Origin of the sequence: Spirillospora sp. NPDC048823 (assembly GCF_043198445.1) — a bacterium.
In the GTDB taxonomy this organism is placed as follows: Bacteria; Actinomycetota; Actinomycetes; order Streptosporangiales; family Streptosporangiaceae; genus Spirillospora.
Window position 1 is genome coordinate 205,525 of record NZ_JBICUT010000011.1, and the last position, 24,084, is coordinate 229,608.

Genomic DNA, 24,084 nt, shown 5'->3' on the forward strand with positions numbered 1-24,084 from the left:
CCGGACACCCGTCGCGGGACCCGGGGGCCATATCAGCACCCCGGCGCAGAGAAGTGTCACACCTCGACCGACTTTCCGGGACTCCGTGGAGGATCCCCGCCGGGTGCCTTACGCTCCCTCGCATGCCGGAAAGCGTGCTGGCGGACCTGCTGGCGCACGGAGCGTTCGACAGCGTCGCCGCCACCGCCGAGGGGCCGCCGCTGGCCTTCGCCTCCCAGGCCGGATTCGGCGCGAACGCCGGCCAGGCATGGGACCCGGCGACGGGCCTCGCGCTCGGCCCGCCGGTCCCCGACTTTCCCGCCGAACGCGCCGAATGGGCCTTCGGCGCCCCCGCCGGTTCCCCCGTCGTCGCCTGGACGCACCGCGACCGCGTCCACGTCCACCACCTGGAAACGGGCCACGAACTGTCCCTGGACGGCCAGCCCGAACTCGTCGGCCTCGCCGTCCACACCGGCCGCGGCGCCGTCGTCGCCGTCTTCGGCCCCGCCAACGACGCCGAAGTCGTCGTCTGGGACGCCCTCACCGGCGACCGCCTGACCGAGTTCCCCCTCTGGCTCGGCCACCAGACCGCCATCGACCGCTGGATCCTGCACGCCACCCCCTCCACCGGCCCCCTCGTCGGCCTGCCCGGCGACTCCGCCGTCACCGTCCTGGACGTGGAACGCGGCGACGAGATCACCACCCTCCCGGCCCACGCGGTACTGGCCCCGTCCCCGGACGGCCTGGTCCTCGTCCAGCCGGCCCCTTCGGCCCTGCACGTCCGCGGCCTCGACGGCGACCGGCTCGCCGACCTGGCGGCACCGTCCCCGTGCGACCAGATCGCCGCGGCCCTGACCGGCGGCCGCCTCCTCGTCACCGCCGCCCTGCGGGACGACCCCGGAACCGTCCTGGCCTGGGACACCGCGACCTCGGAGCCGTCCCACCGCATCAAGGTCCCGGCCCCCGTCAACGACCTGGCCCTGACCCCCGACGGCACCCTCCTGACGGCCACCGACGAAGGCCTCTACACAACCCGCCTATGTGGCTAGGCGAAGCACCCCGCCCCGGCACGGGCGTCATAGGACGTGGTGGGTGTAGCGGGAGAGGGTGAGGGCGAGGGCGGACGGGCCGGGCATGGCCCACAGGGCGTCGTTGAAGATCTCCACTTCGATCGGGCCGGTGTAGCCGGTGGCGTCGACGGCCTCGCGGAAGCGGCGCAGGTCGACGCAGCCGTCGCCGAGCATGCCGCGGCCCGTGAGGACGCCCTCCGGGAGCGGGGTCACCCAGTCGGCGACCTGGAAGAGGGCCAGCCGGCCCTCCGCGCCCGCGCGGGCGATGCCGTCCCAGGCGTCCGGGTCCCACCACAGGTGGTAGGTGTCGATCATGACCCCGACCTGGGTGGACGGGTGCGGTGCGGCGATGTCCAGCGCCTGGCGCAGGGTCGAGACCACGCAGCGGTCGGAACAGTACATCGGGTGCAGCGGCTCGATCGCGAGCTGGACGCCGTGGTCCCCGGCGTACGGTGCGAGTTCGGCGATGATGTCGGCGACGCGGGCGCGGGCGCCGTCGAGGTCGCGGGTCCCGTCCGGCAGCCCGCCGCTGACCAGGCACAGGACGGGTGCGCCCAGCGCGGCGGCCTCCTCGATGGCGCGGCGGTTGTCGTCCAGTGCGCCCTGCTCCTGGAAGAAGCCGCCCCGGCAGAGGGACGTGACCGTCAGGCCGTGGTCCTGGACGAGATTGGCCGTGCGGGCCAGGCCGTACTCGGCGACGGGCTCCCGCCACAGGCCGACACCCGTGACTCCGGCCGATGCGCAGCCGGCGGCGAGGTCGGGCATGGGCCAGTGCCGGGTCGTCCACTGGTTGAGGCTGAACCTCATCGGATGGCCCCCTGGACGGTCAGCCACGCGCGCATCCGGGTCGCGGCGAGGTCGGGGTCCGGGTAGAGACCGGCGGCGTCGGCGAGCTGGAAGAGGCGGACCATGTGCGGGACGGACCGTGCGTTCTCCAGCCCGCCGACCATGCGGAAGTGCCGCTGATGGCCGGTCAGCCAGGCCAGGAAGACCACACCCGTCTTGTAGTAGAGGGTCGGGGCCTCGAACAGATGACGGGCGAGCGGCACCGTCGGCGCGAATATCTCCGCATAGGACGCGGTGTCGTCGTCGTCGAGCGCCTGCAGGGCGGCTGCGGCGGCGGGGGCGATGGGGTCGAAGACGCCGAGCAGCGCGTCGCTGTGCCCTCGGCCGTCCCCCTTGATCAGTTCCGGGTAGTGGAAGTCGTCGCCGGTGTAGAGCCGGACGCCGGACGGCAGGCGGCGGCGGAAGTCGACCTCGCGTTCCGCGTCCAGCAGCGAGATCTTGACTCCGTCGATCCGGGACGCGTGGTCGGTGATCAGGGCGAGGAGCGCGTCGGCGGCGGCGTCCAGGTCGGGTGAGCCCCAGTAGCCGTCGAGGGCCGGGTCGAACATCCGCCCCAGCCAGTGCAGCACGGCCGGGCGCCTGACCTGGGACAGCAGCCGCCCGTACACGGAGGCGTAGTCGTCCGGGCCGCGTGCGGCGGCGGCCAGGTGGCGGCTCGCCATCAGGACGGGGACGGCGCCGACCGAGTCGATCACCGCGAGCTGCTCCTCGTAGGCGGCGACGACCGAGGCCGGCGAGGCCGGTCCCGGGGGCAGCTGGTCGGTGCCGGCGCCGCAGACGATCCGGCCGCCGTCCGAAAGCGCTTCCCGGCCGCTGCGCACGATGAGCTTCCGGGTCGTCGCCCAGTTCAGGCCCATGCCGCGCTGCGCCGTGTCCATCGCCTCCGCGACGCCCAGCCCGTACGACCAGAGGTGGCGGCGGAACGCCAGCGTGGCGTCCCAGTCGAGCGAGTCGCCGGCCGGATCCGGGACGACGTGCGCGGCGGCGTAGGCCACCCGCGACGTGCTCGGCCCCGGCGGAGGCGGATAGGTCCGCGGCTCGTTCATGGTGTGCGGGGCGGCCAGGCCCGGAAGTTCGATCTTCATCGGGTCAGCTCCGGAACCTCCAGGCGGCGGCCCTCGCGCCACGCCCGCAGCCCCAGCTCGGCGAGCTGAACGCCGCGTGCCCCGGCGTAGAAGTCCCACGGGAACGCCTCGTCGCCGGCCACATGCCGCAGGAACATCTCCCACTGCGCCTTGAACCCGTTGTCGAACTCGCCGTTGTCGGGGATCTCCTGCCACTGCGACCGGAAATCCTCGGTGGCGGGCAGATCGGGATTCCACACCGGTTTCGGCGTCATCGACCGGTGCTGGACGCGGCAGCGCCGCAGCCCCGCGACCGCGGAACCCTCCGTCCCGTCCACCTGGAACTCCACCAGCTCGTCGCGGAACACCCGGGTCGCCCACGACGAGTTGACCTGCGCGACGATCCCGCCCTCCAGCTCGAAGATCCCGTACGCGGCGTCGTCTGCGGTGGCGGCGTACGGCTTGCCGTCCTCGTCCACCCGCTCGGGAATGTGCGTCGCCCCGAGCGCCTGGACCGACCGCACCGGCGCGATCACGCCGTCCAGCACGTACCGCCAGTGGCAGAACATGTCGAGGATGATCCCGCCGCCGTCCTCCGCCCGGTAGTTCCAGCTCGGACGCTGCGCCTCCTGCCAGCCGCCCTCGAACACCCAGTACCCGAACTCGCCGCGCACCGACAGGATCCGCCCGAAGAAACCGCCGTCCACCAGGCGTTTCAGCTTGAGCAGCCCCGGCAGGAACAGCTTGTCCTGGACGACGCCGTGCTTCACGCCCGCCTCCTCGGCGAGCCGCGCCAGGGCCAGCGCGTCCTGCAGGTCCTCGGCCAGCGGCTTCTCGGTGTAGACGTGCTTGCCCGCCGCGACCGCCGCGCGGATCGCCGAGGCCCGCGCGCCGGTGACCTGCGCGTCGAAGTAGACCTCGGTCTCCGGACGCGCCAGCGCCTCGGCCAGGTCGGTCGTCCAGGCGGTGAGGCCGTGCCGCTCGGCGAGGTCGCGCAGCTTGGCCTCGCTCCGCCCGACGAGCACGGGCTCGGGCCACAGCACGGTGCCGTCCTCCGTGCGCACCCCGCCCTGCTCCCTGATCGCGAGGATCGAGCGGAGGAGATGCTGGCGATACCCCATCCGGCCGGTGACGCCGTTCATGATGATCCCGATGGACCTGCGTGCCATCCCGTTCCTTCCCAGCCTGTCGTGCATCTCCCGGTCGGCCCGCTGCGCCGGCGGCGCCCGGAGCGGGGATCGGGAAAGCGCGTTCAGAAAGCGCTTTCTGATGTACCGTAGGAAGCGTCGCACGCGCGGTCAAGAGGGTCTCTCCGCAGGACCCGCCGCGCAGGCCGGCGTCGAGGGAGCGGTGATGACGGAAGCGGCGGAGGAACATCGGGCCGCCGACCGGGCCTACGTGACGTTGCAGGACGTCGCGCGGGAGGCCGGAGTCTCGCTCGCCACCGCGTCCCGCGTCCTCAACGGGACCGCGCAGGTCCGGGCCGACCTGCGCGAACGGGTGCTCGCGTCCGCGGCCGGCCTCAGCTACACCCCGAACGCGCACGCGCAGGCGCTGGCCAGCGCGTCCAGCACGTCCGTCGGCGTGATCTGCCACGACGTCAGCGACCCCTACTTCGCCGCCGTCGCCCACGGCGTGATGCACACCGCCGCCGAGCACGGCATGCTCGTGATGCTCGCCAGCACGTTCCGCGACCCGGCCCGCGAGATCCAGTACGTGGCGATGCTGCGCGCCCAGCGGGCCCGCGCGATCCTTCTCATCGGCTCCGGCTTCGAGGACCGCGACTGGGAGCGCTCGATGGCCGCCGAACTCGACCCCTACCAGCGCACCGGCGGCCGCGTCGCCGTCCTGTCCCGGCACCGCAGCCTCAAGGTCGACGCCGTCCTGCCGCAGAACCGCGAGGGCGCCGCCGACCTCGCCCGCGCCCTGCTCGACCTCGGCCACCGCGACTTCGGCGTGCTGACCGGCCCGCGCGCCCTCACCACCGTCTCCGACCGCCTCGCCGGCTTCACCGGCGCCCTCGCGGACGCGGGCGTCGCCGTCCCCGCCGAGCGCATCGTCGAGGCCGCCTTCACCCGCGACGGCGGCTACGCGGCCGCGACCGGACTGCTCCGCGCTGAAACCCGTCCGACCTGCGTGTTCGCGGTCACCGACGTGATGGCGGTCGGTGCGCTCGCCGCGTTCCGCGACAACGGCGTCTCCGTGCCCGGCGACATCTCCCTCGCCGGCTTCGACGACATCCCGATCGTCCGCGACCTGACCCCGCCCCTCACCACCGTCGCGCTCCCGCTCCGCACGATGGGCGAGACCGTGATGGGCCTCGCCCTCCGCGAACCCGCCACCCGCCGCAGCCGTGTCGAACGCATCGCCGGCGACGTCGTGCTGCGCGCCAGCACGGCCCCACCCCGATGACCCGCGGCGCGCCCGCCGTCCCCCCCGTCCAGGACCCGCCGGGCGCGCCGCCCCCACACGACGAAGAACCCGCCCGGAGATCCGGACGGGCCCTCATCTATGACCGTTCAACGCGCGGCGAGGTCGTCCTCTTTCGCCTCGGCCTCCGCGGGACGCTCGGAGTCCGATTCCACAGGACGCTCGGGCCACGCGACGATCTTGGTGCGACGAGGGTTCGCCAGAGGGTTGCTCATTGCTACTGATGTCCTCCTGTTCGGGCCGATCGGAACAGATGTTCCCGATGACCGGCCCGTTTCCGCAAAATGGTCTAGACCGCAAGCCCGCCCAGGCCACAAAACCGAGTCGCCCCCGCCTCCGCTCCGTGGCACTCTCCCTGCCATGGACGTAGCCGAGCTGACCCGCCTCCAGAACCAGGGCACCCGCCTGAAGTTCCTGTTCTTCTGGGGACATCAGACCCCCGGCCCCGGCTACCTCAGCCAATGGTGGCCGTCCCCTTTCATTGTGGAAGGGGTGACCTACGCCACTGCCGAGCACTTCATGATGGCCGAAAAGGCCCGCCTTTTCGGCGACGAGGAAACGGCCGCGGCCATCATCGCCGCCCCTCACCCCGGCCGCGCGAAAGACCTGGGCCGCAGCATCCGGAACTTCGACGAGCAAACGTGGCAAGACCACCGAGTCGCCATAGTCGCGAGAGGCAGCGAAGCGAAGTTCGCCCAGAACACAGACCTGCGCGACTACCTTCTCGGCACCCGCAACCGCGTCCTCGTAGAGGCAAGCCCCCTCGACCGCATCTGGGGCATAGGCCTGACCGTCGACGACCCCCGCGCCGAAGACGTGACCGCCTGGCGAGGCCAAAACCTCCTGGGCTTCGCCCTAATGACCACCCGCGACACCTTGACCCCCTGACGGAGGCCCAAGCGTGCTCACAGGGGGCGAGGTGTAGACGCTGTCCAGGTAGTGGACGATGTGTTCGGTGGTCTCCTGGAGGTCGATGAGAGGGCGCCGGAGGTAGCGGCGCGGGCCGGAGCGCCAGCAGAAGTGCTCGGGGTGGACCCAGACGTTGAGGCCGGGGAGTATGACGACGGATATGCCGTCCTCGCCGGTGTTGCGGGTCCCTTCGAAGCCGCGCCGGGTGACGTTGAGCAGGAGGCATTGCGCGGCCGTCCCGGGATGGACCTTGTAGCCCAGGCCGGGCCAGGTCCGGGGCAGCGGGAGCGCGAACCAGACCACCTTGCCTGGGACGGACCCATCGGCCAGGCGAGACCGTGTCGGCGCGCTGCCCCAGTCGGCCGTGACTTCGCGGACGAGTTGCAACCCCTTCCCGCACACGTCGAGCAGCCCGGCCGTGGACGCGCGGGGGAGCGACGTCCGTGCGCAGTCGAAGACGGAGACGACGAGCTGCGGGGCGGGGACGGTTCGCGCCCAGATCCACAGCTCGGGCACCGTCGGTGGACGGTCGCTCGGCGCGGGCCTGCCGTGGCGGAGCGCGTTGGTGGCGATCTCGGACACGGCGAGTTCCCCGTCCTCGACCACGTCCCGGCCGAGGTCGAGTTGCGCCATCGTCCGCCGCAACAGCCTCCGCGCCGTCGCCGGGCCGCTCTCGTCCTCCGGCAACCGCCACGCACACGCCCCACCCGCGGCCAGATTGGGAGCTCGCTCGATCAGCATCGGGGCATCACCTCCTTGAGGCCGCTCCTTGCGGCCATGACCCTTTGGTCACTCTTCGTGTGCATCGCGTCACATGGTGCGCCCTCGAAAGCAGTGCCGCAACGGTTTTAAGGAAAGAACCCAAGATTCTTCTGTGGAGACTTGCCCAAACCGCTTGAGGGGTGACTACGGAGTGGGCATGCTCGATCACATGACAGCCAGACCGCCCACCATCCGTGAACGTCGCCTCGCCGGCGAGTTGCGGAGACTTCGAGAGGCCGACACGCCGCTGAATCTAGAAGAGGCCGCTGCGCAACTCAGTTGGAGCAAGACCAAGCTGTCGCGCATCGAGAACGCGCTCCGCAGGGTCACAGCGGCCGAGGTCCAGCAGATGCTCGCTCTCTATGGTGTGAGCGGACCGCGCTCCGAGGCTCTCGTCAGCTTCTCTCGGACGACGCGGCAACGCGGCTGGTGGGACACGTACGAGAACAGCCTGCCCACGGATTACGCCACGTACATGGGCCTGGAGGCCGAGGCCGAGTGGCTCAACTCCTACACGATGGGGCTTGTGCACGGTCTGATGCAGACCGGCGACTACACACACCACGTGGCGAAATCGATCTTGATGCGGTTCTCTCCCGTGTCGGAGGTCGAGCGCCGCGTCGCGGCTCGGATGGCGCGGCAGAAGGCCTGGGTGGAACGCGAGGAGCCGACGCGACTCTGGACGATCTTGGACGAGACGGCGCTGAGGCGTGTCATCGGTGGCCCGGAGGTGATGCGGGCTCAGTATCGCCGCATCATCGAGTTGACCGACCTGCCTAACGTGATGTTCCAGGTCATGCCGGTTGCCGCAGGTGGTCATCCTGGCGTTGTCGGCAGCTTCGCCGTCTTGGGGTTCCCCCAGCGCTTCACGCCGAATGTCGTGTACGTCGAGAATATGACCAGCGCTCTGTACATCGAGGACGAGAAGGAGGTGCATACGTATTCGCTGGCGTTCGAGCAGATGGCGGCCATGGCGCTGAGCCCCGAGGACTCACTGGCTATGCTCGAACGACTAGCGCGACAATGAGTACATGGAGGGACAAAGTGTCCAACCTCCCTCTCGACCGGACTGTCTTCCGTAAGAGCAGCCACAGCGAAGGCGCCAACGGTTGCGTTGAGACATGCGTCCGCGATTCACACCACCTGGTGCGTGACTCCAAGGATCCGGAGGGTGGCGTCCTGGCCCTGGAGCGGGACATGTGGTCCGCCCTGATGTCGCAGATCAAGCGGGGCGCGTACGACCTTTGACGGCTACGGCAACGCCCCTCGCCGGATTCGCGAGGGGCGTTGCCGTGTTCGTTGTGCGGGTCAGCGGGACGGGGTGGGGCCTACGAAGAGGAGGACCTGGTCCTTCGCCCACGGGACGCCGTCATGGACGTACCACGTCGGGGGGACCTGGCCGGGACGCAGGACGTTCCTCGTGTTTCCCGTCATGGAGCGGTACTCGGGCACCGTTACGTCGCGCTTCTTCAGGGCTGCCAGTACTTCGCTCACGCGGTGGTTCCGGAAGGTCATGCCGTGCATGGCCTCTCCGGGTGCCGTCACCGGCGCGCTGCTGCCGTACTGCTCGCCCGGTCGGGCCGCGCGGCCGAAGACGATCTCGGCCTTGCCCTTGAAGTCGGTCCGGACCCGGATGCCGACCGGGCATTGGTCGCCCCCGCCGCCGGTCTCGCATTCGCCCTTGGCGGTGAGGGTCGTGATGTCGCGTTCTCCGGTGCCCTTGCTCGTGCTCATCATCACCACCGTGCCGACGATGGACGGGGACGCCGGCACCAGGTTCAGGCTGACGTCCAGTCCGAGAGCCGCGAACTCGGTGCGGTAGCGCTCCGGGTCGGCCAGCGGGTCGCGGACCCGGACCTCGATGTACTCGCCCTTGGGCGTGACGGTGAGCGCCGCCGCGGCCAGCGTGATGTCATGGGTCGGCTTCCCCGGCCGGGGGTCATCATCGTCCGGGATGGTCGCGGCGAGCGCCACGCCCGCGCAGACCGCGGCGGCCGTTGCCAGGGGGACGCCGATGATGAGGCGCAGCGGGCGCCGCCGGTTCCGCTCGGCCGGGTGGGCGGTGATGCGGTCGGCCAGGTCGGCGGCCGTCTCGTCCGTCAGCAGTTCCCCGGCCCGCCGGTCGGTGATGGGGGCGAGCCCGGCGATCATGGTGTCGATGTCGCGGTTCATGCGTGCTCTCCGTGCGGGATCGGGGTGCCTGACGGGGACGTGGCGCTTGTGCGTTCCAGGGCGCGGGCGAAGCGGCGGCGGGCGCGGTGCAGCCGGATGCGCACCGCGTTGCGGGAGCAGCCGAGGACGGTCGCGATCTCACCGTGGTCCAGGCCCTCCCAGCCGACCAGGGACAGCAGCTCCCGGTCGGCGTCCGGCAGGCTCCGGAACGCGGAGGCCACGTCGGTCAGGTCTCCGCCGGCCAGTTCGTGGACGGCCAGGCCGTCGCTGAGCCGGGAGCCGAGGTCGGCGGCCAGCGCCGACCTACGGCGCTCGCCGCGGTGGTGGTTGGCCAGCACCCGGCGGGCCACCCCGTACAGCCACAGCCGCGCCTGCTCGCCCGGCGGGACGTCGTCGAGCCGGCGCCAGGCCGTCAGGAACGTCTCCGCCAGGACGTCGGCCGCGTCTTGCGGGTCGGCGGTGCGGCGCAGCGCGTACCCGAGGATCCGGGCGCGGTTGGCGGTGTAGATCTCCTCGAACCGGCGCCGCCTGTCGCCGGGCGGATGGGAGTCCTCCAAAGGGGATGGCAAGCCCTCTCCTTTCGTCGCACGCCCCGGGGGCGGCGGAATGACCGGACGCACAGCACATGTCCGGACCCCGCCCAGCATTTCGCCCGAGACGGTGAGCGCCGAGATCCCCCCCGCGATCGTTACCGGACGCAGCATGGGCGGTGCGGCCGTATCGCCCTCGCCGAGTGGGTGGCAAGCCCAAGTGCGCGCGAGGTCAGACATCAGAATACGTTCTGATATCCTTGTGGCATGAGTGCGACGCCCCCTTCAGATTCGGTGACCTTCTCTGACCTGTCTCGTAATCCGCGAGCCGTCGCTGAGCGAGCCTCTAGGCTCGGGCGGGTGCGTATCACCCATCGGGACGCGCCGGATTTCTACCTGACGGATGCCGACCGGGAGGAGCAGCGGGATGAAACGCTGGCGACCGCCTCCCGGATCTTTCTCGCTCTGATGAAGCGCGATGCAGGCGCCCGTGACCTGCTGCTTGCCATGCCCGATGTGTTTCCGTGGGTACGCCACCTCAGCACTGAGGAGGTGCGTGCGTTCACCGTGGAGCTGGTCGAGGCCCTCTCGGATGCGGCGGAACTCGACCTTGGTTCGTCCATCGACGAGGTGATCGCTGGATGGCGAGCCACGGCGCGAATCAAGGCCGACCCCCGGCAGTACGAAGACGCCGTGCGGCCTACCAGCGGGGACTTCGGCCCGGTGGAGGTCCACCCGTGAGTCCCAAGCGAGGCGACAGGGTCACGGTTCCGCCTCCGGATGGCGAATGGGACGTACGGTTCGGTACCGGCGATGCGGCGCGGGGGTGGGAGGAACTGTGCCGGCTGGCATTGGCCAACACGCGCCGCTGCCTTGACTTACTTCGCTCCGATCCGCGTTCCTGCGCCAATCACGGACGGCAGCATCGGCTTCGCGGCGAACTCGCCACGCGTAAGCACAATGGTCGTGATCTGGAGCAGTGGGAGTACGAGGTCACGAGTGGCGGCCGCGTCCGCTACTTGATCGACGGTGATGACCGCACCGTGTGGATCGTGTACGCGTCGCCCCGTCGTCCCAAGGACACCGACGGCTGACAGCTCCGCCCTTCTCAGACGCGGGTGTGGTGATCATTTGGGGGGGTGCGGACGTAGCATGGGGTGAGCTCTCGGTTCGCATTGCGGGGTGGAGGACGGTTGATGCGGCGGCGGCAGGGGCCGGTTTTTCCCGGGTATCTGATGATCCTGCTGGTGGCGTTGCTGGGGCTTGCGTTGCAGGCTTCGCCACAGACCACGCATGTCGTTCAGGAGTGAGCGCTTCCGGTCATCGTGGTGTGCATGCTGCTGATTCCGCTCGTGCTGGCCTGGGAGAAGGGGCAGGAGCGGCGGAACCTCGCGCGGCCGGGGTGGAAGGGCGACCGGTCGCCGTACCCGGGGCTGGACGCGTTCACGGAGGACGACGACGGCGTCTTCTTCGGGCGTGACGGTGAGATCCAGGAGCTGGTGGAGCGGCTGAGGCCGGGGAGCGAGCCGCGGTCGATCCCGGTGACGGGGCCCTCGGGTGTGGGGAAGTCGTCCCTGCTGTACGCGGGGCTGCTGCCGAGGCTGGTGCAGCAGCGGCGGTGGGTGGTGGTTCCGCCGATGACTCCGGAGGACGATCCGTTCCGGTGTCTGGCGTACTGCCTGGCGGACGTGCTCGGCGCGGATGCCGAGGAGATCGCGGAGGAGCTGCGGCGGGAGCCCGGGCGGCTCCGGCGGCGGGTGGACGCGCTGCGGCGGGGGCGCCGGAACCGGTCCGTGCTGATCGTGGTCGATCAGGCCGAGGAGCTGCTGACGCTGACGGAGGACGGTCAGCGTGACGCCTTCCTCGCGATGCTCCGCGACGCGCTTGACGCCGATCTGAAGTTGTGGGTCGTCTTCGTGTTCCGAGCGGAGTTCCTGACGGCGTTCCTGAGCGGCGGGTCCGCCGGCATGTTCCGGCATCCGTTCACGGTGACGGCGCTCGACCGGGCGGCGCTGCGGACGGTGATCCGCGAGCCGGCGGAGCGGGCGGGCATCACGTTCGAGCCTCCCGAGCTGGTCGCGCAGATGGCCGACGAGACCGGGGACGGGACGGCGCTGCCGCTGCTCGCGTATCTGCTGCACGAGCTGTACCTGCACGTCGGGCGGAACGGAACCATCACGCTGGAGGACTACCGCCGGACGGGCGGGGTCGACGGCGCGCTGACGCGGCGGGCCGACCGGCTGATGCGGGAGCTGGAGGACGTGGAGCCGGCGCCGCCCGTCCTGCAGACGCTCTTGAAGTTCGTCAGGTTCACCGACGGGCGGCCGACGCGGAGGCCGGTGCCCGGCGGTGAGCTGGACGAGGCGGGGCGGCTGGTCGTGGACGCGTTCGTCCGGGAGCGGCTGTGCACCAGCGGGCGGGACGGCGAGGACGCGGTGTTCGAGGTCTCGCACGAGGCGCTGTTCTCCGCGTGGGCGCCGCTGCGGCAGACGATCGCGCTGCACGCCGAGGTGCTGCGCCGGATCGCCGATCTGGAGCAGTGGGCCGCCGAGTGGGACCGCTACGGACGCCAGGAGGCGTACCTGCTGCGCGGGGAGCGGCTCACCGGGGCGCGCAAGTGGATCGACGAGGCGGAGGGGCTGGCCGCCGTCGAGCCGCTCGTCATCGAGTTCGTCGAGATCTCCCACCGGTCGGACGGAGTGGCGATGCGGCGGCTCGCCGACTCGATCGCGAGGCAGGCGCTGACCGCGTTCCAGACCGATCCCGAGCACAGCCTCCTGCTGGCCCTGGCGGCGCATGAGGAGTGCGCGCCGACGCCGCTGGCGAGGCGGGCGCTGTCGGCCGGGTTCGCGGTGTCCCGGATGCGCGGCGTGCTGCGCGGCCATGACGACAAGGTCTGGGCGGTGGCGTGGTCGCCCGACGGTTCGCGGCTGGCGACCGCGTCGTCGGACCACACCGTCCGGGTGTGGGGGCTGGACGGGGGTGAGATCGCCGTGCTGAGAGGGCACGAGCACACGGTCTCGTCGGTGGCCTGGTCGCCTGACGGGTCGCGGGTGGCGTCCGCCTCCGACGACGGCACGGTGCGCGTGTGGGACGTGGCGTCCCGAGCCCGGGTCGCGCTGCTGCGCGGGCATGGCGACATGGTGTGGTCGGTCACCTGGTCACCGGACGGCACGCGTGTCGCCTCCGCGTCCCGTGACGGCGACATCCGGATCTGGGACGTCCCGGACGGGACGTCCTCGACGCTGAGCGGTCACGGGGGCTGGGTCAGGGACGTGGCCTGGTCGCCGGACGGCACCCGGATCGCGAGCGGCTCCGACGACCGGACGGTCCGCGTCTGGGACGCGGAGACCGGCCGCGAGTTGGCGGTGTGGCGCGGGCACGAGAACACCGTCCGGATGGTCGCCTGGTCGCCGGACGGCGCCCGGCTGGCCAGCGCCTCCTACGACCGGACGGCCCGGGTGTGGGACGCCGAGACCGGCGCGTCCGAGCCGGTGCTGCGCGGGCACGGCGACATGGTGTGGTCGGTCGCGTGGTCGCCGGACGGCGGGCGGCTCGCCACCGCGTCCCATGACCGGACGATCCGGCTCTGGTCGGCGGCCGACGGCACCGAACTGGGCGTGTTCCGCGGGCACGGCGACGCCGTGCGCTCGGCGGCGTTCGCGCCGGACGGCGCCCGGCTGGCCAGCGGCTCCGACGACCAGACCGTCCGGTTCTGGGACACCGAGCGCGCCGCCGAGATCACCGTGCTGCGCGGCCATGAGGGCGCGGTCGTGGCGGTCGGCTGGTCCGCCGGCGGCCGGCTCGCGTCCGCGTCCTACGACGGCACGGCCCGGATCTGGGCCGATGGCGGGCCCGTCGTCCTGCGGGGCCACACCGACGAGGTGTGGGACGTGGCCTGGTCGCCGGACGGGGAACGGGTGGCGACCGCGTCCCGCGACCGGACGGTGCGGATCTGGAACGCCGCCGACGGCGGTGAGGAGACGGTGCTGCGCGGCCACGGCGACTCGGTCCGGGCCGTCGCGTGGTCGCCCGATGGCGAACGTCTCGCCTCGGCGTCCGACGACCGCACGATCCGGGTGCACGGGCGCGGCGACGCGGAGCCCCTCGTGCTGCGCGGGCATGAGGACACCGTGCGCGCCGTCGCCTGGTCGCCGGACGGTGAGCGGATCGCCGGCGCGTCCCATGACGGGACGGTCCGGATCTGGGAGGCCAGGACCGGTCTGCAGGTCATGCTGCTGAACGTGCCGCAGAGTGCGGTCCGGGCCATGGCCTGGTCGCCGGACGGCGGATACCTCGCGGCCCTGTCCAAGGATCGCGAAGTGCAGGTCTGGGACGCCGCGCAGGGCACCGAGACCGCCGTCCTGACCGGGCACGACGGCTGGGTGTGGTCGATCGCGTGGTCGCCCGACGGTGAGGTGATCGCGACCGCGTCCGCCGACCGGACCGTCCGGCTCTGGGATCCCCGGGCGGGACGGGAACTGTGCGTGGCGGCCGTCCACACCGACGAGGTGTGGGACGTCGCCTGGTCACCCGACGGGACGAAGCTGGCCACCGCCTCCCACGACGAGACCGTACGGATCTGGGAGCCCGTGACCGACGGCGCGGCGCTCGTCGAGCGGGCGAGGAGCCGCGTGTTCCGGCGGCTCACCCGGGATGAGCGCCACACCCTCATGATCCCCGGCCCGCGTCCCGCGCCGGAGGGGGAGCGGTCACCGGCCTGACCGGGGGAGGCTGCTCCGGGTTCGTCAAGATTCCTTCGTATTCCTTTGGGTAAGGCGAGGTCATGACGGAGTCGCGCGAACCCGCGGAGGTCGACGGCCCGCTGGAGCAGAACCTCCTGCTCGCAAGGCGGGTGGTCGACGCGGCGCAACAGGAGATGCTGGACAAGGCGCGGCAGCGCATCCCGGCGCTGCGGCTGGGCGCCGTCGCCGGCGCCTTCGGGATGCTCGCGACGGCCGCCACCTACCGGATGAACGTGCTCCTGCTGGAGAAGAAGCTGCCGCCGGAGATCGCGTCGTTCGTCGCCGCCGCCGTGTACGGGAGCGGGGCCGGCGCGGCGGCGATGGCCGCGTCCCGCAAGTGGAAGGGGCTGCCGGCGCCGCTGCCCACCGACACGGCACGCCAGGTCGTGGAGATCCTCTCCGACACCGGCGACTCCGACGCCGGCTGATTGACACGCGTCTGTGATCATCAGCAGACTCGGCGGCGTGCGCATCAGCGAGCTGGCGGACGTGCGGGCCGAGCGGCCGGAGGCGGTCGCGGAGGCGGCGGCGGGACGGACGCGCCGGGACGCGCCGCCCGGTGCGTCCGGCAAACTGATGATCATCGCGGCGGACCATCCGGCGCGGGGCGCGCTCGCGGTGGGCGGCGACCCGGTGGCGATGGCCGACCGGGGCGAGCTGCTCGACCGGCTCTGCGTCGCGCTTGAGCGTCCCGGAGTGGACGGCGTGCTCGGTACCCCCGACATCCTCGAAGACCTGATGCTGCTCGGCGTCCTGGACGGCAGGCTCGCGATCGGCTCGATGAACCGCGGCGGGCTGGCGGGGACGGCGTTCGAGATCGACGACCGGTTCACCGCCTACGACGCCGACGCGATCGCCGCGTCCCGGCTGGACGGCGGCAAGATGCTGCTGCGGATCGACGACGCGGACCCGGCGACCGCCCGGACGCTGGAGTCCTGCGCGCGGGCGGTGTCGGGGCTCGCGCGGCACCGGCTGATGGCGCTGGTGGAGCCGTTCGTCTCGCACCCGGTCGACGGCCGCGTCCGGAACCTGCTGACGCCGGAGGCGATGATCCGGGCGGTGTCGGTGGCGTCCGGGCTGGGCGTCACGTCGGCGTACACGTGGCTGAAGGTCCCGGTCGTGCCGGAGATGGAGCGGGTGATGGCGGCGACGACGCTGCCCGCGCTGCTGCTCGGCGGCGACGTCGCGGGCGACTCGCGGGAGGTGCTGGACGGCTGGCGGCGGGCGATGCGCATGCGGGGCGTGCGGGGCCTCGTCGCGGGCCGGTCGCTGCTGTACCCGCCGGGCGGCGACGTGCGCGCGGCCGTGGACGCGGCCGTCGAGGTCCTCTGACCGGCGCCCCCCGGCGCCCGACTCACTCCTGAGATCCCGGGTAGGGGCGGGTCATGGACACCGAAGCCACCCCGGTGAACGCCGAGATCGCCGTGGTCGTGAACGGGACGGAGCACCGGCTCAGCGTCGACACCCGCGCGTCCCTCCTGGACGTGCTGCGCGAGGACCTCGGGCTGACGGGCTCGAAGAAGGGCTGCGACCACGGGCAGTGCGGCGCGTGCACCGTCCTCATCGGCGGGCGCCGCGCCAACGGATGCCTCGCGCTGGCCGTCGCCCACGACGGAGCCGAGATCGTCACCGTCGAAGGGCTCGCGCGGGACGGACGGCTCAGCCCAGTCCAGGAGGCGTTCATCGAGCAGGACGCGTTCCAGTGCGGGTACTGCACTCCCGGCCAGCTGTGCTCTGCGACGGGTGTGCTCGACGAAGCCGGGCAAGGCTGGCCCAGCGCGGTGACCGAGGACCTCGGCGCCGACCCCGTACTGGACGACGACGAGATACGCGAACGGATGAGCGGCAACCTGTGCCGGTGCGGCGCCTACACCGGCATCGTCGCCGCGCTGAGGGAGGCGTCCGAGAAGGAGCGGGCACGGCGCGGAGAGGCGGCGGAAGCATGAGGCCCTTCGCGTATGAGCGTGCCACCAGCGCCGAAGACGCCCTGGCGCGACACGACGGCGAAACCCTCTACCTGGGTGGCGGAACCAACCTCGTCGACCTGATGCGGCTCGGCGTCGAAGAGCCGGCCAGGGTCGTCGACGTCGCGCACCTTCCGTATGACCAGATCCAGCTGCAACCGGACGGCGGCCTCAGTATCGGCGCGGCCGTGAGCAACAGTGCCCTCGCCGCAGACCGGACGGTGCGTGAAGGGCATCCCGTGCTGACACAGGCCGTCCTGTCAGGGGCGTCCGGACAGATCCGCAATCTGGCGACCGTCGGCGGCAACCTCCTCCAACGCACACGGTGCTCCTACTTCCAGGACACGTCCAAGCCGTGCAACAAGCGGCGTCCAGGCAGCGGATGCCCCGCACGCGAGGGCGAGCACCACAACCTGGCGATCCTCGGCCATTCGGAGGCGTGCGTGGCGACCCACCCGTCCGACATGGCGGTGGCGTTGACGGCCCTGGACGCATCCGTCCGGGTCCAGGGCCGCGCGGGCGAGAAGACCATCCCCATGGACGAGTTCCACCGCCTGCCCGGCAACGAGCCAGAACGCGACACCGTCCTCGAACCAGGCGACCTTGTCACGGCGGTCGAGGTTCCGCCGATCGGCATGCCGTCCCGCTACCGCAAGGTCAGGGAGCGCGCGTCGTTCGCGTTCGCACTGGTGTCGATAGCGGCGGCGCTGGACGTGGACGGCGGCGAGGTACGGGACGTCCGGCTGGCGCTGGGCGGCGTCGCGCACAAGCCGTGGCGTGCCCGCCGCGCCGAAGAGGCCCTGCGGGGGGCGGCGGCGACACGGGAGTCGTTCCTGCGCGCCGCCGAGGCCGAACTGGAGGCCGCCGAGCCGCTCCGCGACAACGCCTACAAGGTGCCGCTCGCGCGCAACCTGATCGTCCGGATGCTCACGGAACTGGGGGAGGGGGCGTCATGACCGAACGGCTGGAGAGCCGCGAGAAGGTCACGGGGGAGGCGCTCTACGCCTTCGAGTACCCCGTCGAGGACGTCGCGTACGCGGCCGCCGTCCAGGCGGGCATCGGACGAGGTGAGGTCAGGTCCGTCGACACCGAGGCGGCGCTGAGGCTGCCCGGTGTGCTCACCGTCCTGTCCTGCGAGGACGCCCCCCGGCTCGACGGCGAACCGGAAGGCGAACTGGCCCTGTTCCAGTCTCGGACGGTCTCCTACCGAGGCCAGTTCATCGCGGCCGTGGTGGCCGAGACGCTCGAAACCGCCCGGGAGGCGGCACGCCTCGTCCAGGTGGACTACGCATCGGAGACACCGGATGTGCGGCTGCGCGACGACCATCCCGGACGCTACAAGCCCGACAAGGTGAATCCCGTCTTCCCCGCCGACACCGAGCAAGGCGACCCGCAGGCGGCGTTCCGCAGCTCGGCCGTGCGCGTGGACGTCACCTACACGACCCCCGCCGAACACAACAATCCGATGGAGCCGCACGCCACCCTCGCCGACTGGAGCGAGGACGGAACCCTCACGCTCTACGACTCGACCCAGGGCTCATCCACCGTCCAGAGCACGATCGCCAGGACCTTCGGCCTCGACCGGACGCGGGTACGGGTCGTGGCGCCGCACGTCGGCGGCGGGTTCGGCTCCAAGGGGGTCCCCAAGCCGAACGTCGTCCTCGCGGCGATGGCCGCACGCGCCGTGGGACGTCCCGTCAAGTTCGCCGTGCCCCGCCAGCAGATGTTCGCGACAACCGGCTACCGGACGCCGACGATCCAGCACATCAAGCTCGGCGCGGACGTCGACGGGCGGCTGAACGCGGTGCTCCACGACGTGGTCGAGCAGACGTCCACCGTCCAGGAGTTCGCCGAGCAGACCGCGACGCCCACCCGCGTCATGTACCGGGCCCCGAACCGGCGCACGTCCCACCGCCTCGTCCGCCTGGACGTCCCCACACCGTCGTGGATGCGCGCCCCGGGCGAGACCCCGGGCATGTACGCGCTCGAATCCGCCATGGACGAACTCGCCGTCGCCGCCGGCATCGATCCCATCGAGCTCCGCATCCGCAACGACACCGACCACGAACCGGACAGCGGCCTGCCGTTCAGCTCCCGCAACCTCGTCGCGTGCCTCCGGGAGGGCGCCGACCGGTTCGGCTGGGCCGGACGCGCCCCTTCGCCCGGCACGCGCTGGGAGGGCCGCAAGCGCATCGGCATGGGCGTCGCCGCGTCCACCTACCCCGCCTACATGTCCCCGAACAGGGCGACGGCCCGCGCCGAGCCCGACGGGACGTTCACCGTCCGGATCGCCGCCGCCGACATCGGGACGGGCGCCCGCACCGCCCTCGCCCTGATCGCCGCCGAGACGCTCAAGGCGGACCTCGGCGACGTGACCGTCGAGCTCGGCGACAGCTCGTTCCCCAAGGCGACCGTCGCGGGCGGCTCGTCCGGGACCGCGAGCTGGGGGACGGCCGTGGTCCGCGCATGCGAGGCGCTGCGCGAGAGGATGAACACAGCGGTTCCCGGGGGGCGTGGGGGGTCGTCCCCCCACACGGTGAACGGCGCCGTGCAGCCGGAGGGCCTGGAAGCGTCCGCCGACACCACCGCGGAGCTCAAGGACCGGGAGGAGTACGCCCGGCACGCGTTCGGCGCGCAGTTCGCCGAGGTGGAGGTGGACGCCGACACCGGCGAGGTCCGCGTCCGCCGCATGCTCGGCGTGTTCGCCGCCGGGCGGATCATCAACCCGACGACGGCCCGTTCCCAGTTCATCGGCGGCATGACGATGGGCATCGGGATGGCGCTGCTGGAGGAGAGCGTCATGGACGCGGAGTTCGGGGACCACCTCAACCGCGACCTCGCCCAGTACCACGTCCCGGTCTGCGCCGACGTCCGCGACGTCGAAGCCGTTTGGGTGGAGGAGTCGGACCCGCACCTGAACCCGATGGGCTCCAAGGGCATCGGCGAGATCGGCATCGTCGGCGCCGCGGCGGCCGTCGGCAACGCCGTCCACCACGCGACCGGCATCCGCGTCCGCGGACTGCCCATCACCCCGGCCAGGCTCCTCCCCGACCTCTGACCGGCGGCCGGACGCCCGGTTCGGCCGAGCCGGCCGGGTGGCCGCCTACTGCCGGTAGCCCTCGACCTCGGCGGCGGGACGGACCTGGGCCTCGTCGGGGTTCTGTCCCGCATCGATCCGGGCCCGCCGCTGGCGGAGGAGGTCCCAGCACTGGTCGAGCGCCACTTCGAGCTGCCGCAGCCGCTGCCGCGTGTCGGCGTCGCCGGTCTCCGCGCGCTCGTGGGCCCTCCGCAGCGCGTGCTCCTCCTCGATGAACTCGTTGATCCGTTCCAGGATCGCCTTTTCGTCCATGAATTGGCTCCCGATGATGGTTTTCCGGGCCGGTGGGGTTCAGAAGGTGCCGACAGATGAGAGCCTGGCACATACGGGGCCGCCACCGGTAGCGGCGCCCCGGCCGAGGCGAGGAGCGGATGACGGTCTGGCGGATCACCGACGGTGAGGGCGGCCTCGAGTCCGGGAAGCGGGCGTCTCCCCGCTACGACATGGTCGAACACGACACCGCGCTGCTGCGCGTCGCCACCGCGGCGTCGGCGCCCCGGCTGCTGATGACGGGGGAGATCGACGTCTCGAACGCCCCCGACGTGACGCGGGTCCTCCACACCGTCCAGGACCGCGGGCCCGGCGACGTCCACGCCGACCTGGCCGGCGTCGACTTCATCGACGTCGCCGGCCTGCGCGCCCTCGCCCTCACCGCCCGGGACCTGGACGCACGGGACCGCATGCTCGTCCTGCACGGGGTGTCGTCGCACATCGACAGGCTCTTCAGGCTGATCGGCTGGAACACGACCCCCGGCCTGCAGATCCACTGCCGCCCCCGCACCTGACGACCCGGCCCCGCGGACCTCAGCCGATCAGGAGGAAGCCGGGCACGATCGCCAGCCCCATGACCGGGAGGGTCGCGGCGAGAAGGGCCCGGCGCACCGGCTCGTCCCCGGCGAAGCGGATCACCACGGTTCCGGCGGCCCGGTCGTGCAGGCAGCGGCGGGTCCGCTCGTCCCGGCGGTAGGCGAGCAGGTCGCTCCACGGGCCGGTACCGGGGGAGACGTGGGACCCCCAGGTGGGCTGCCAGCGGCGGAACGACTCCTTCCAGCCGGGGAACCGGAGGTCGGCCAGCCTGACCACGCGGAGGCCGGCGATCCGCTGCCCGACCGTGCAGCCCCACAGGACCAGCCGGAAGACCCTCAGGAACAGACAGAGCCAGATCATGACGAGCAGGGCCGCCAGCGCCATGGCCATCATCAGCCCGGCCGGGATCTCATGGCCGTCCAGCCCGATGATCCCGCCCATCAGCAGGGACTGCGGTGCCATCATCGCCATTGCCACGGCCACGACGTCGATCAGGCGGGCCGCGGCCCGCTGCCGCCCGCTCGCCAGGACGATGACGGGACCGCCGTCCCCGGGCGAGGGGGCACCGGGCTCGACGAAGATGGGTGGGGAGCTCACGGTCGTTCATCAAACCATCACGCTCGCGTGAAGCGCGCGCGAACGGCACACGCCGGCCCTAACCGAGTGACCGGCGGGCCACCAGGGCCGCGTTCAGCAGTTGCAGGTCGCCGGGGCGCGCCGGGTCCAGGCCGGTCAGGTCGCTGATGCGCCGGACCCGGTAGGCCACCGTGTTCGGGTGGACGTGCAGCGCCGCCCCCGTCGTCCGCCGGTCCAGGTCGAACGCCAGGTAGCGCTCCAGGGTGTGCAGCAGCTCGGGTTTGCGGTCGAGCGGCGCCAGCAGGCCCGCCAGCCCGGCGAGGGCGCCGCTCGGCCGGCTGAGCTGGTAGTCGAGCAGGACGTCGGCGAGCCGGTACAGGCCGGGCGGCCGGGCGGCGCGGCGGACGAGATCCATGATCTCCGCGGTCTGGGCCACGGCGGCGCGAACGCCCGCCGGGCCGGTGATCTCCGCGGCCGCCGTGATGCGGATGCCGGCGGCCTCGGCGGCCTTCGCGACCATGTCGCGCAGGACGTGCCAGCCGGCGGAGAAGGGCAGCAGGGCCGTCCCGCCCGTGGCGTCCAGGGCGGTGAGGGCGGGCTCGTCGGCGACGTCGTCCAGAACGGTGCGGACCCGGCGGATCTTGCGGCGGGCGGCGACCCTGGCGCGCTGGCCGGAGCCCCGCTCATCGGGGTGCGCGCCGAACGCCAGGCTCAGCACGGCGTACCGCGGCGCCGGCCGCCGCCCCGTGTGCTCCACGGTCTCCCCGGCCAGGAGCGCGGTCATCAGGGCGTGCCGCCCGCCGTGCTCCTGGCTGTCGATGATCTGCCGGACCTCCAGGTAGGCGGAGCTGACGGCCGAGATCAGCAGCCGCTGGAAGTCGAGGAAGTACCCCAGCGTCTCCTGGACCGCCGCCAGGTCGGACGGCTCCGCGCCGGCGGTCAGCTCGTCCCACGCCATGGCCGCGCCGATGTTGTACGCGGTGAGGATCGCGTCCAGCGGGACGCCCTCTTCGGCCCGCAGCGCCGCCGAATCGCGCTGCCGGCCGAACTCCCCGGGACGGGCGGGACGGCGCCGCTCCACCACGTCGGCGAACTGCCGCAGGCTGTGCTGGACGATCCCGGCGATGTCCCCGGCGATCTCCTCCTGCGGAAGCTCCGCGTAGACGGGCAGCTCGGCGAGCAGCCGCGCGAGGACGCCGCGCGTCAGCCGCGGGACTCGCGCGCGCAGACGGGGCGCGATGGGCCGGCCAGCGACGCACAGGGCCGGCCCGCCGTTTTGAACCGTGTTGTCCCGCGTCACAACGGCTCCCGAAAAAGTCTGATTTCAGGCCAATTGAACGGTCTGTGCAGATTCTGGACGATCACGGCGACATCGTCCATGACGCCGGGAGTTCGGTATGAAGCGTCTGTTCAATGGCATGGTCGGCGCGGTCGTTCTGGCGGGAGCGGCCCTGGGTGTCACCGCGGCCCCGGCGCAGGCCGCCTCCGTGGAGTACGTCGCCCTCGGCGACTCGATGGCCTCCGGGCCGCTCATCCCCGACATCACCGGCCCGATCGGATGCGGGCGGTCCACCGGCAACTACGCGCACGAGCTGGCGGACAAGCTCGGCGCGAACCTCCGCGACGTCACGTGCAGCGCCGCGAAGACCAAGCACATGACCGAGCCGCAGAGCACCAGTGTGGGCGGCGTCGACACCGGGACGGTCCCGCCCCAGCTCGACGCGCTCACCGCGTCCACGACACTGGTCACCCTCACGATCGGCGGCAACGACGTCGGCCTCGTCGGCGTCGCCGAGGACTGCATCAACCTCGAGCCGTGGGCCACCCCGTGCAAGGGGGAGTTCGAGGACGAGGTCGCCCAGCGCACCGCCGAACTCGGCCCGAGGCTGTCGGCCGTCCTGGACGGCATCCGCGCCCGTTCCCCCAAGGCCCACATCGTCGTCACCGGATACGGCCTCTACATCAAGCCGAACGGCTGCTGGCCCCTCCAGCCCGTCCTGCCCACGGACGCCAACTTCCTCCAGGGCGCCGTCAACGCGATGAACGGCGTCATCCGGCAGCGGACGACCGCGCACGGCGGCACCTACATCGACCTCGTCACGCCCAGCGCGGGCCACGACGCGTGCCAGTCCGGGTCCAAGCGCTGGATCGAGGGCTACGTCCCGGTCAACCTCGCCGCCCCCCTGCACCCGAACGCCCGCGGTGAGGCCGCCTACGCGAACATCATCCACAGTGCCCTCAACGCCTGACGGACCGTAGGCTCTGAGGCCCACGAAGGGGGCCTCCCATGAACGAGCCGATGCGCGCCGCCACCGCCGCCTACGAACAGACGATCCGCTCCACGCTCGGCCTCGCCGAAACCCTCGGCGAGGCCGACTGGCATCTGCCGACCGAGTGTCCCGGCTGGACGGTCAAGGACCAGTTCGCCCATCTCGCCGGGGTCGAGCTCGACCTCCTGGGCGACCCCTCGCCCGACATCGACCTCCCCGAGTTCGACCACATCCGCAACGACTTCGGCCAGATGCTGGAGAAGGCCGTCCACGTGCGCCGCGCCGTCCCGGGCCCGCAGGTGGCGGCCGAGCTGGCGGACGCCCTCGAACGCCGCCTGGCCGAACTGCCCGGCATGGACCCCGACCGCCTCATCATGTGCCCGGACGGCAGGGAGGGCCCCTACTCCCGCTTCATGAAGTTCCGCGCGATGGACTGCTGGACCCACGAACAGGACATCCGCCGTGCGGTCGGCCGCCCCGGGAACCTCGACGCGCCGGCCGCGCACTGCTTCTGGGACCTCATGAGCGCCGCGCTGCCCCGCATCGTCGCCCGCACGGCCAAGCCCGGGCCCGGCCGGTCCGTGGCGCTCAGGGTCTCCGACCCGCTCGACTTCCACGTGGCCGTCCGGGTGGACGACGACGGCCGCGGCCACTGGGCCGAGCCCGGGAAGCCGACCGCGGAGCTGGCCATGAGCTGGGAGACCTACGTCCGCCTCACCGCCGGCCGCTGCACCCCCGACGCCGTCGCCGTCGACACCGCCGGCGCCCAGGACGTCGCCACCCGGGTCCTCACCAACATGGCCATCACCCCGTAGCCGCTTCCGGCCACACGGGACGGACGTCTTTACAGAATGACCTTGCCA

26 protein-coding genes are annotated in these 24,084 nt (G+C 71.9%); 16 read left to right on the top strand and 10 right to left on the bottom strand.

Going from position 1 to position 24,084, the window contains the following annotated elements:
• The first annotated feature begins 122 nt into the window (after positions 1-122).
• Positions 123-1,028 carry a WD40 repeat domain-containing protein gene (locus tag ACGFK0_RS25025; protein ID WP_392908732.1) on the top strand — a complete coding sequence of 302 codons (906 nt, stop codon included), beginning with the start codon at positions 123-125 and terminating at the stop codon, positions 1,026-1,028.
• A gap of 27 nt (positions 1,029-1,055) precedes the next feature.
• On the opposite strand, the gene ACGFK0_RS25030 is transcribed toward ACGFK0_RS25025, so the two are convergent.
• From ACGFK0_RS25030 to ACGFK0_RS25040, 3 genes are read right to left on the bottom strand one after another with little or no spacing between them, the layout of a single operon-like run.
• On the bottom strand, positions 1,056-1,856 hold the full coding sequence (locus ACGFK0_RS25030) for a sugar phosphate isomerase/epimerase family protein (RefSeq protein WP_392908734.1): 801 nt from the start codon (positions 1,854-1,856) through the stop codon (positions 1,056-1,058).
• Positions 1,853-2,980 (bottom strand): dihydrodipicolinate synthase family protein, encoded by a 1,128-nt coding sequence (locus tag ACGFK0_RS25035; RefSeq protein WP_392908736.1) that lies wholly within the window; start codon positions 2,978-2,980, stop codon positions 1,853-1,855. The genes ACGFK0_RS25030 and ACGFK0_RS25035 overlap by 4 nt, the downstream gene beginning before the upstream one ends.
• The gene (locus ACGFK0_RS25040; protein WP_392908738.1) at positions 2,977-4,128 is read right to left on the bottom strand and encodes a Gfo/Idh/MocA family protein; all 1,152 of its coding nucleotides are present in this window, start codon (positions 4,126-4,128) and stop codon (positions 2,977-2,979) included. Before ACGFK0_RS25040 ends, ACGFK0_RS25035 begins: the two co-directional genes overlap by 4 nt.
• Positions 4,129-4,312: 184 nt before the next feature.
• Between ACGFK0_RS25040 and ACGFK0_RS25045 the strand changes: the two genes are divergently transcribed.
• Entirely contained in the window at positions 4,313-5,371 is a 1,059-nt protein-coding gene (locus ACGFK0_RS25045; RefSeq protein WP_392908740.1) for a LacI family DNA-binding transcriptional regulator, read from the top strand.
• 107 nt (positions 5,372-5,478) lie between these two features.
• Here the strand turns inward: ACGFK0_RS25045 and ACGFK0_RS25050 are convergent, their stop codons facing one another.
• The gene (locus tag ACGFK0_RS25050) at positions 5,479-5,604 is read right to left on the bottom strand and encodes a hypothetical protein (RefSeq protein WP_392908742.1); all 126 of its coding nucleotides are present in this window, start codon (positions 5,602-5,604) and stop codon (positions 5,479-5,481) included.
• Between the two features lie 145 nt (positions 5,605-5,749).
• On the opposite strand from ACGFK0_RS25050, the gene ACGFK0_RS25055 reads away from it, so the two are divergent.
• A complete protein-coding gene (locus ACGFK0_RS25055; RefSeq protein ID WP_392908744.1) occupies positions 5,750-6,277 on the top strand; it encodes an NADAR family protein in 528 nt (175 codons plus the stop codon).
• Here ACGFK0_RS25055 and ACGFK0_RS25060 read toward each other — a convergent pair.
• Complete coding sequence (locus ACGFK0_RS25060) at positions 6,245-7,039, bottom strand: ATP-binding protein (RefSeq protein WP_392908746.1); 795 nt, start codon at positions 7,037-7,039, stop codon at positions 6,245-6,247. The two genes, ACGFK0_RS25055 and ACGFK0_RS25060, sit on opposite strands and share 33 nt — an antisense overlap.
• Before the next feature lie 178 nt (positions 7,040-7,217).
• Here ACGFK0_RS25060 and ACGFK0_RS25065 point away from each other — a divergent pair, with 178 nt between their 5' ends.
• Positions 7,218-8,087 carry a helix-turn-helix domain-containing protein gene (locus ACGFK0_RS25065; protein ID WP_392908748.1) on the top strand — a complete coding sequence of 290 codons (870 nt, stop codon included), beginning with the start codon at positions 7,218-7,220 and terminating at the stop codon, positions 8,085-8,087.
• Positions 8,084-8,308 carry a DUF397 domain-containing protein gene (locus tag ACGFK0_RS25070; RefSeq protein ID WP_392908750.1) on the top strand — a complete coding sequence of 75 codons (225 nt, stop codon included), beginning with the start codon at positions 8,084-8,086 and terminating at the stop codon, positions 8,306-8,308. Before ACGFK0_RS25065 ends, ACGFK0_RS25070 begins: the two co-directional genes overlap by 4 nt.
• A 60-nt stretch (positions 8,309-8,368) precedes the next feature.
• Here the strand turns inward: ACGFK0_RS25070 and ACGFK0_RS25075 are convergent, their stop codons facing one another.
• Both ACGFK0_RS25075 and ACGFK0_RS25080 read right to left on the bottom strand, forming a co-directional pair.
• The gene (locus ACGFK0_RS25075) at positions 8,369-9,232 is read right to left on the bottom strand and encodes a hypothetical protein (RefSeq protein ID WP_392908752.1); all 864 of its coding nucleotides are present in this window, start codon (positions 9,230-9,232) and stop codon (positions 8,369-8,371) included.
• Complete coding sequence (locus tag ACGFK0_RS25080; protein ID WP_392908754.1) at positions 9,229-9,801, bottom strand: RNA polymerase sigma factor; 573 nt, start codon at positions 9,799-9,801, stop codon at positions 9,229-9,231. The genes ACGFK0_RS25075 and ACGFK0_RS25080 overlap by 4 nt, the downstream gene beginning before the upstream one ends.
• Before the next feature lie 321 nt (positions 9,802-10,122).
• On the opposite strand from ACGFK0_RS25080, the gene ACGFK0_RS25085 reads away from it, so the two are divergent.
• The 8 genes from ACGFK0_RS25085 (at position 10,123) to ACGFK0_RS25120 (ending at position 19,529) form a co-directional block, all read left to right on the top strand.
• Positions 10,123-10,503 (top strand): hypothetical protein, encoded by a 381-nt coding sequence (locus ACGFK0_RS25085; RefSeq protein ID WP_392908756.1) that lies wholly within the window; start codon positions 10,123-10,125, stop codon positions 10,501-10,503.
• Positions 10,500-10,856, top strand: coding sequence for a hypothetical protein (locus ACGFK0_RS25090; RefSeq protein WP_392908758.1), 357 nt, complete (start codon positions 10,500-10,502; stop codon positions 10,854-10,856). The genes ACGFK0_RS25085 and ACGFK0_RS25090 overlap by 4 nt, the downstream gene beginning before the upstream one ends.
• Positions 10,857-11,096: 240 nt before the next feature.
• Entirely contained in the window at positions 11,097-14,486 is a 3,390-nt protein-coding gene (locus ACGFK0_RS25095) for an AAA family ATPase (RefSeq protein ID WP_392908760.1), read from the top strand.
• Positions 14,487-14,548: 62 nt separating this feature from the next.
• A complete protein-coding gene (locus ACGFK0_RS25100; RefSeq protein WP_392908762.1) occupies positions 14,549-14,935 on the top strand; it encodes a phage holin family protein in 387 nt (128 codons plus the stop codon).
• Between the two features lie 37 nt (positions 14,936-14,972).
• The gene (locus ACGFK0_RS25105; RefSeq protein WP_392908764.1) at positions 14,973-15,839 is read left to right on the top strand and encodes an aldolase; all 867 of its coding nucleotides are present in this window, start codon (positions 14,973-14,975) and stop codon (positions 15,837-15,839) included.
• Positions 15,840-15,892: 53 nt separating this feature from the next.
• Positions 15,893-16,453, top strand: a complete 561-nt coding sequence (locus tag ACGFK0_RS25110; RefSeq protein ID WP_392908766.1) for a 2Fe-2S iron-sulfur cluster-binding protein — start codon at positions 15,893-15,895, stop codon at positions 16,451-16,453.
• Positions 16,450-17,427: an FAD binding domain-containing protein gene (locus tag ACGFK0_RS25115; protein ID WP_392908768.1), complete on the top strand. Its 978-nt coding sequence runs from the start codon at positions 16,450-16,452 to the stop codon at positions 17,425-17,427. The genes ACGFK0_RS25110 and ACGFK0_RS25115 overlap by 4 nt, the downstream gene beginning before the upstream one ends.
• Entirely contained in the window at positions 17,424-19,529 is a 2,106-nt protein-coding gene (locus ACGFK0_RS25120; RefSeq protein WP_392908770.1) for a xanthine dehydrogenase family protein molybdopterin-binding subunit, read from the top strand. The genes ACGFK0_RS25115 and ACGFK0_RS25120 overlap by 4 nt, the downstream gene beginning before the upstream one ends.
• 45 nt (positions 19,530-19,574) lie before the next feature.
• Here ACGFK0_RS25120 and ACGFK0_RS25125 read toward each other — a convergent pair whose 3' ends face one another.
• A complete protein-coding gene (locus ACGFK0_RS25125) occupies positions 19,575-19,820 on the bottom strand; it encodes a DUF2630 family protein (protein ID WP_392908772.1) in 246 nt (81 codons plus the stop codon).
• Positions 19,821-19,939: 119 nt separating this feature from the next.
• Here ACGFK0_RS25125 and ACGFK0_RS25130 point away from each other — a divergent pair, with 119 nt between their 5' ends.
• Entirely contained in the window at positions 19,940-20,353 is a 414-nt protein-coding gene (locus ACGFK0_RS25130; protein WP_392908774.1) for an STAS domain-containing protein, read from the top strand.
• Between the two features lie 19 nt (positions 20,354-20,372).
• Here the strand turns inward: ACGFK0_RS25130 and ACGFK0_RS25135 are convergent, their stop codons facing one another.
• Positions 20,373-20,972 (bottom strand): RDD family protein, encoded by a 600-nt coding sequence (locus ACGFK0_RS25135; RefSeq protein ID WP_392908777.1) that lies wholly within the window; start codon positions 20,970-20,972, stop codon positions 20,373-20,375.
• A 58-nt stretch (positions 20,973-21,030) separates the two neighbouring features.
• Complete coding sequence (locus tag ACGFK0_RS25140; protein WP_392908779.1) at positions 21,031-22,251, bottom strand: PucR family transcriptional regulator; 1,221 nt, start codon at positions 22,249-22,251, stop codon at positions 21,031-21,033.
• Positions 22,252-22,348: 97 nt separating this feature from the next.
• On the opposite strand from ACGFK0_RS25140, the gene ACGFK0_RS25145 reads away from it, so the two are divergent.
• Entirely contained in the window at positions 22,349-23,200 is an 852-nt protein-coding gene (locus ACGFK0_RS25145) for an SGNH/GDSL hydrolase family protein (RefSeq protein WP_392908781.1), read from the top strand.
• Between the two features lie 38 nt (positions 23,201-23,238).
• Positions 23,239-24,036, top strand: coding sequence for a maleylpyruvate isomerase family mycothiol-dependent enzyme (locus tag ACGFK0_RS25150; RefSeq protein ID WP_392908783.1), 798 nt, complete (start codon positions 23,239-23,241; stop codon positions 24,034-24,036).
• Positions 24,037-24,084 lie beyond the last annotated feature (48 nt).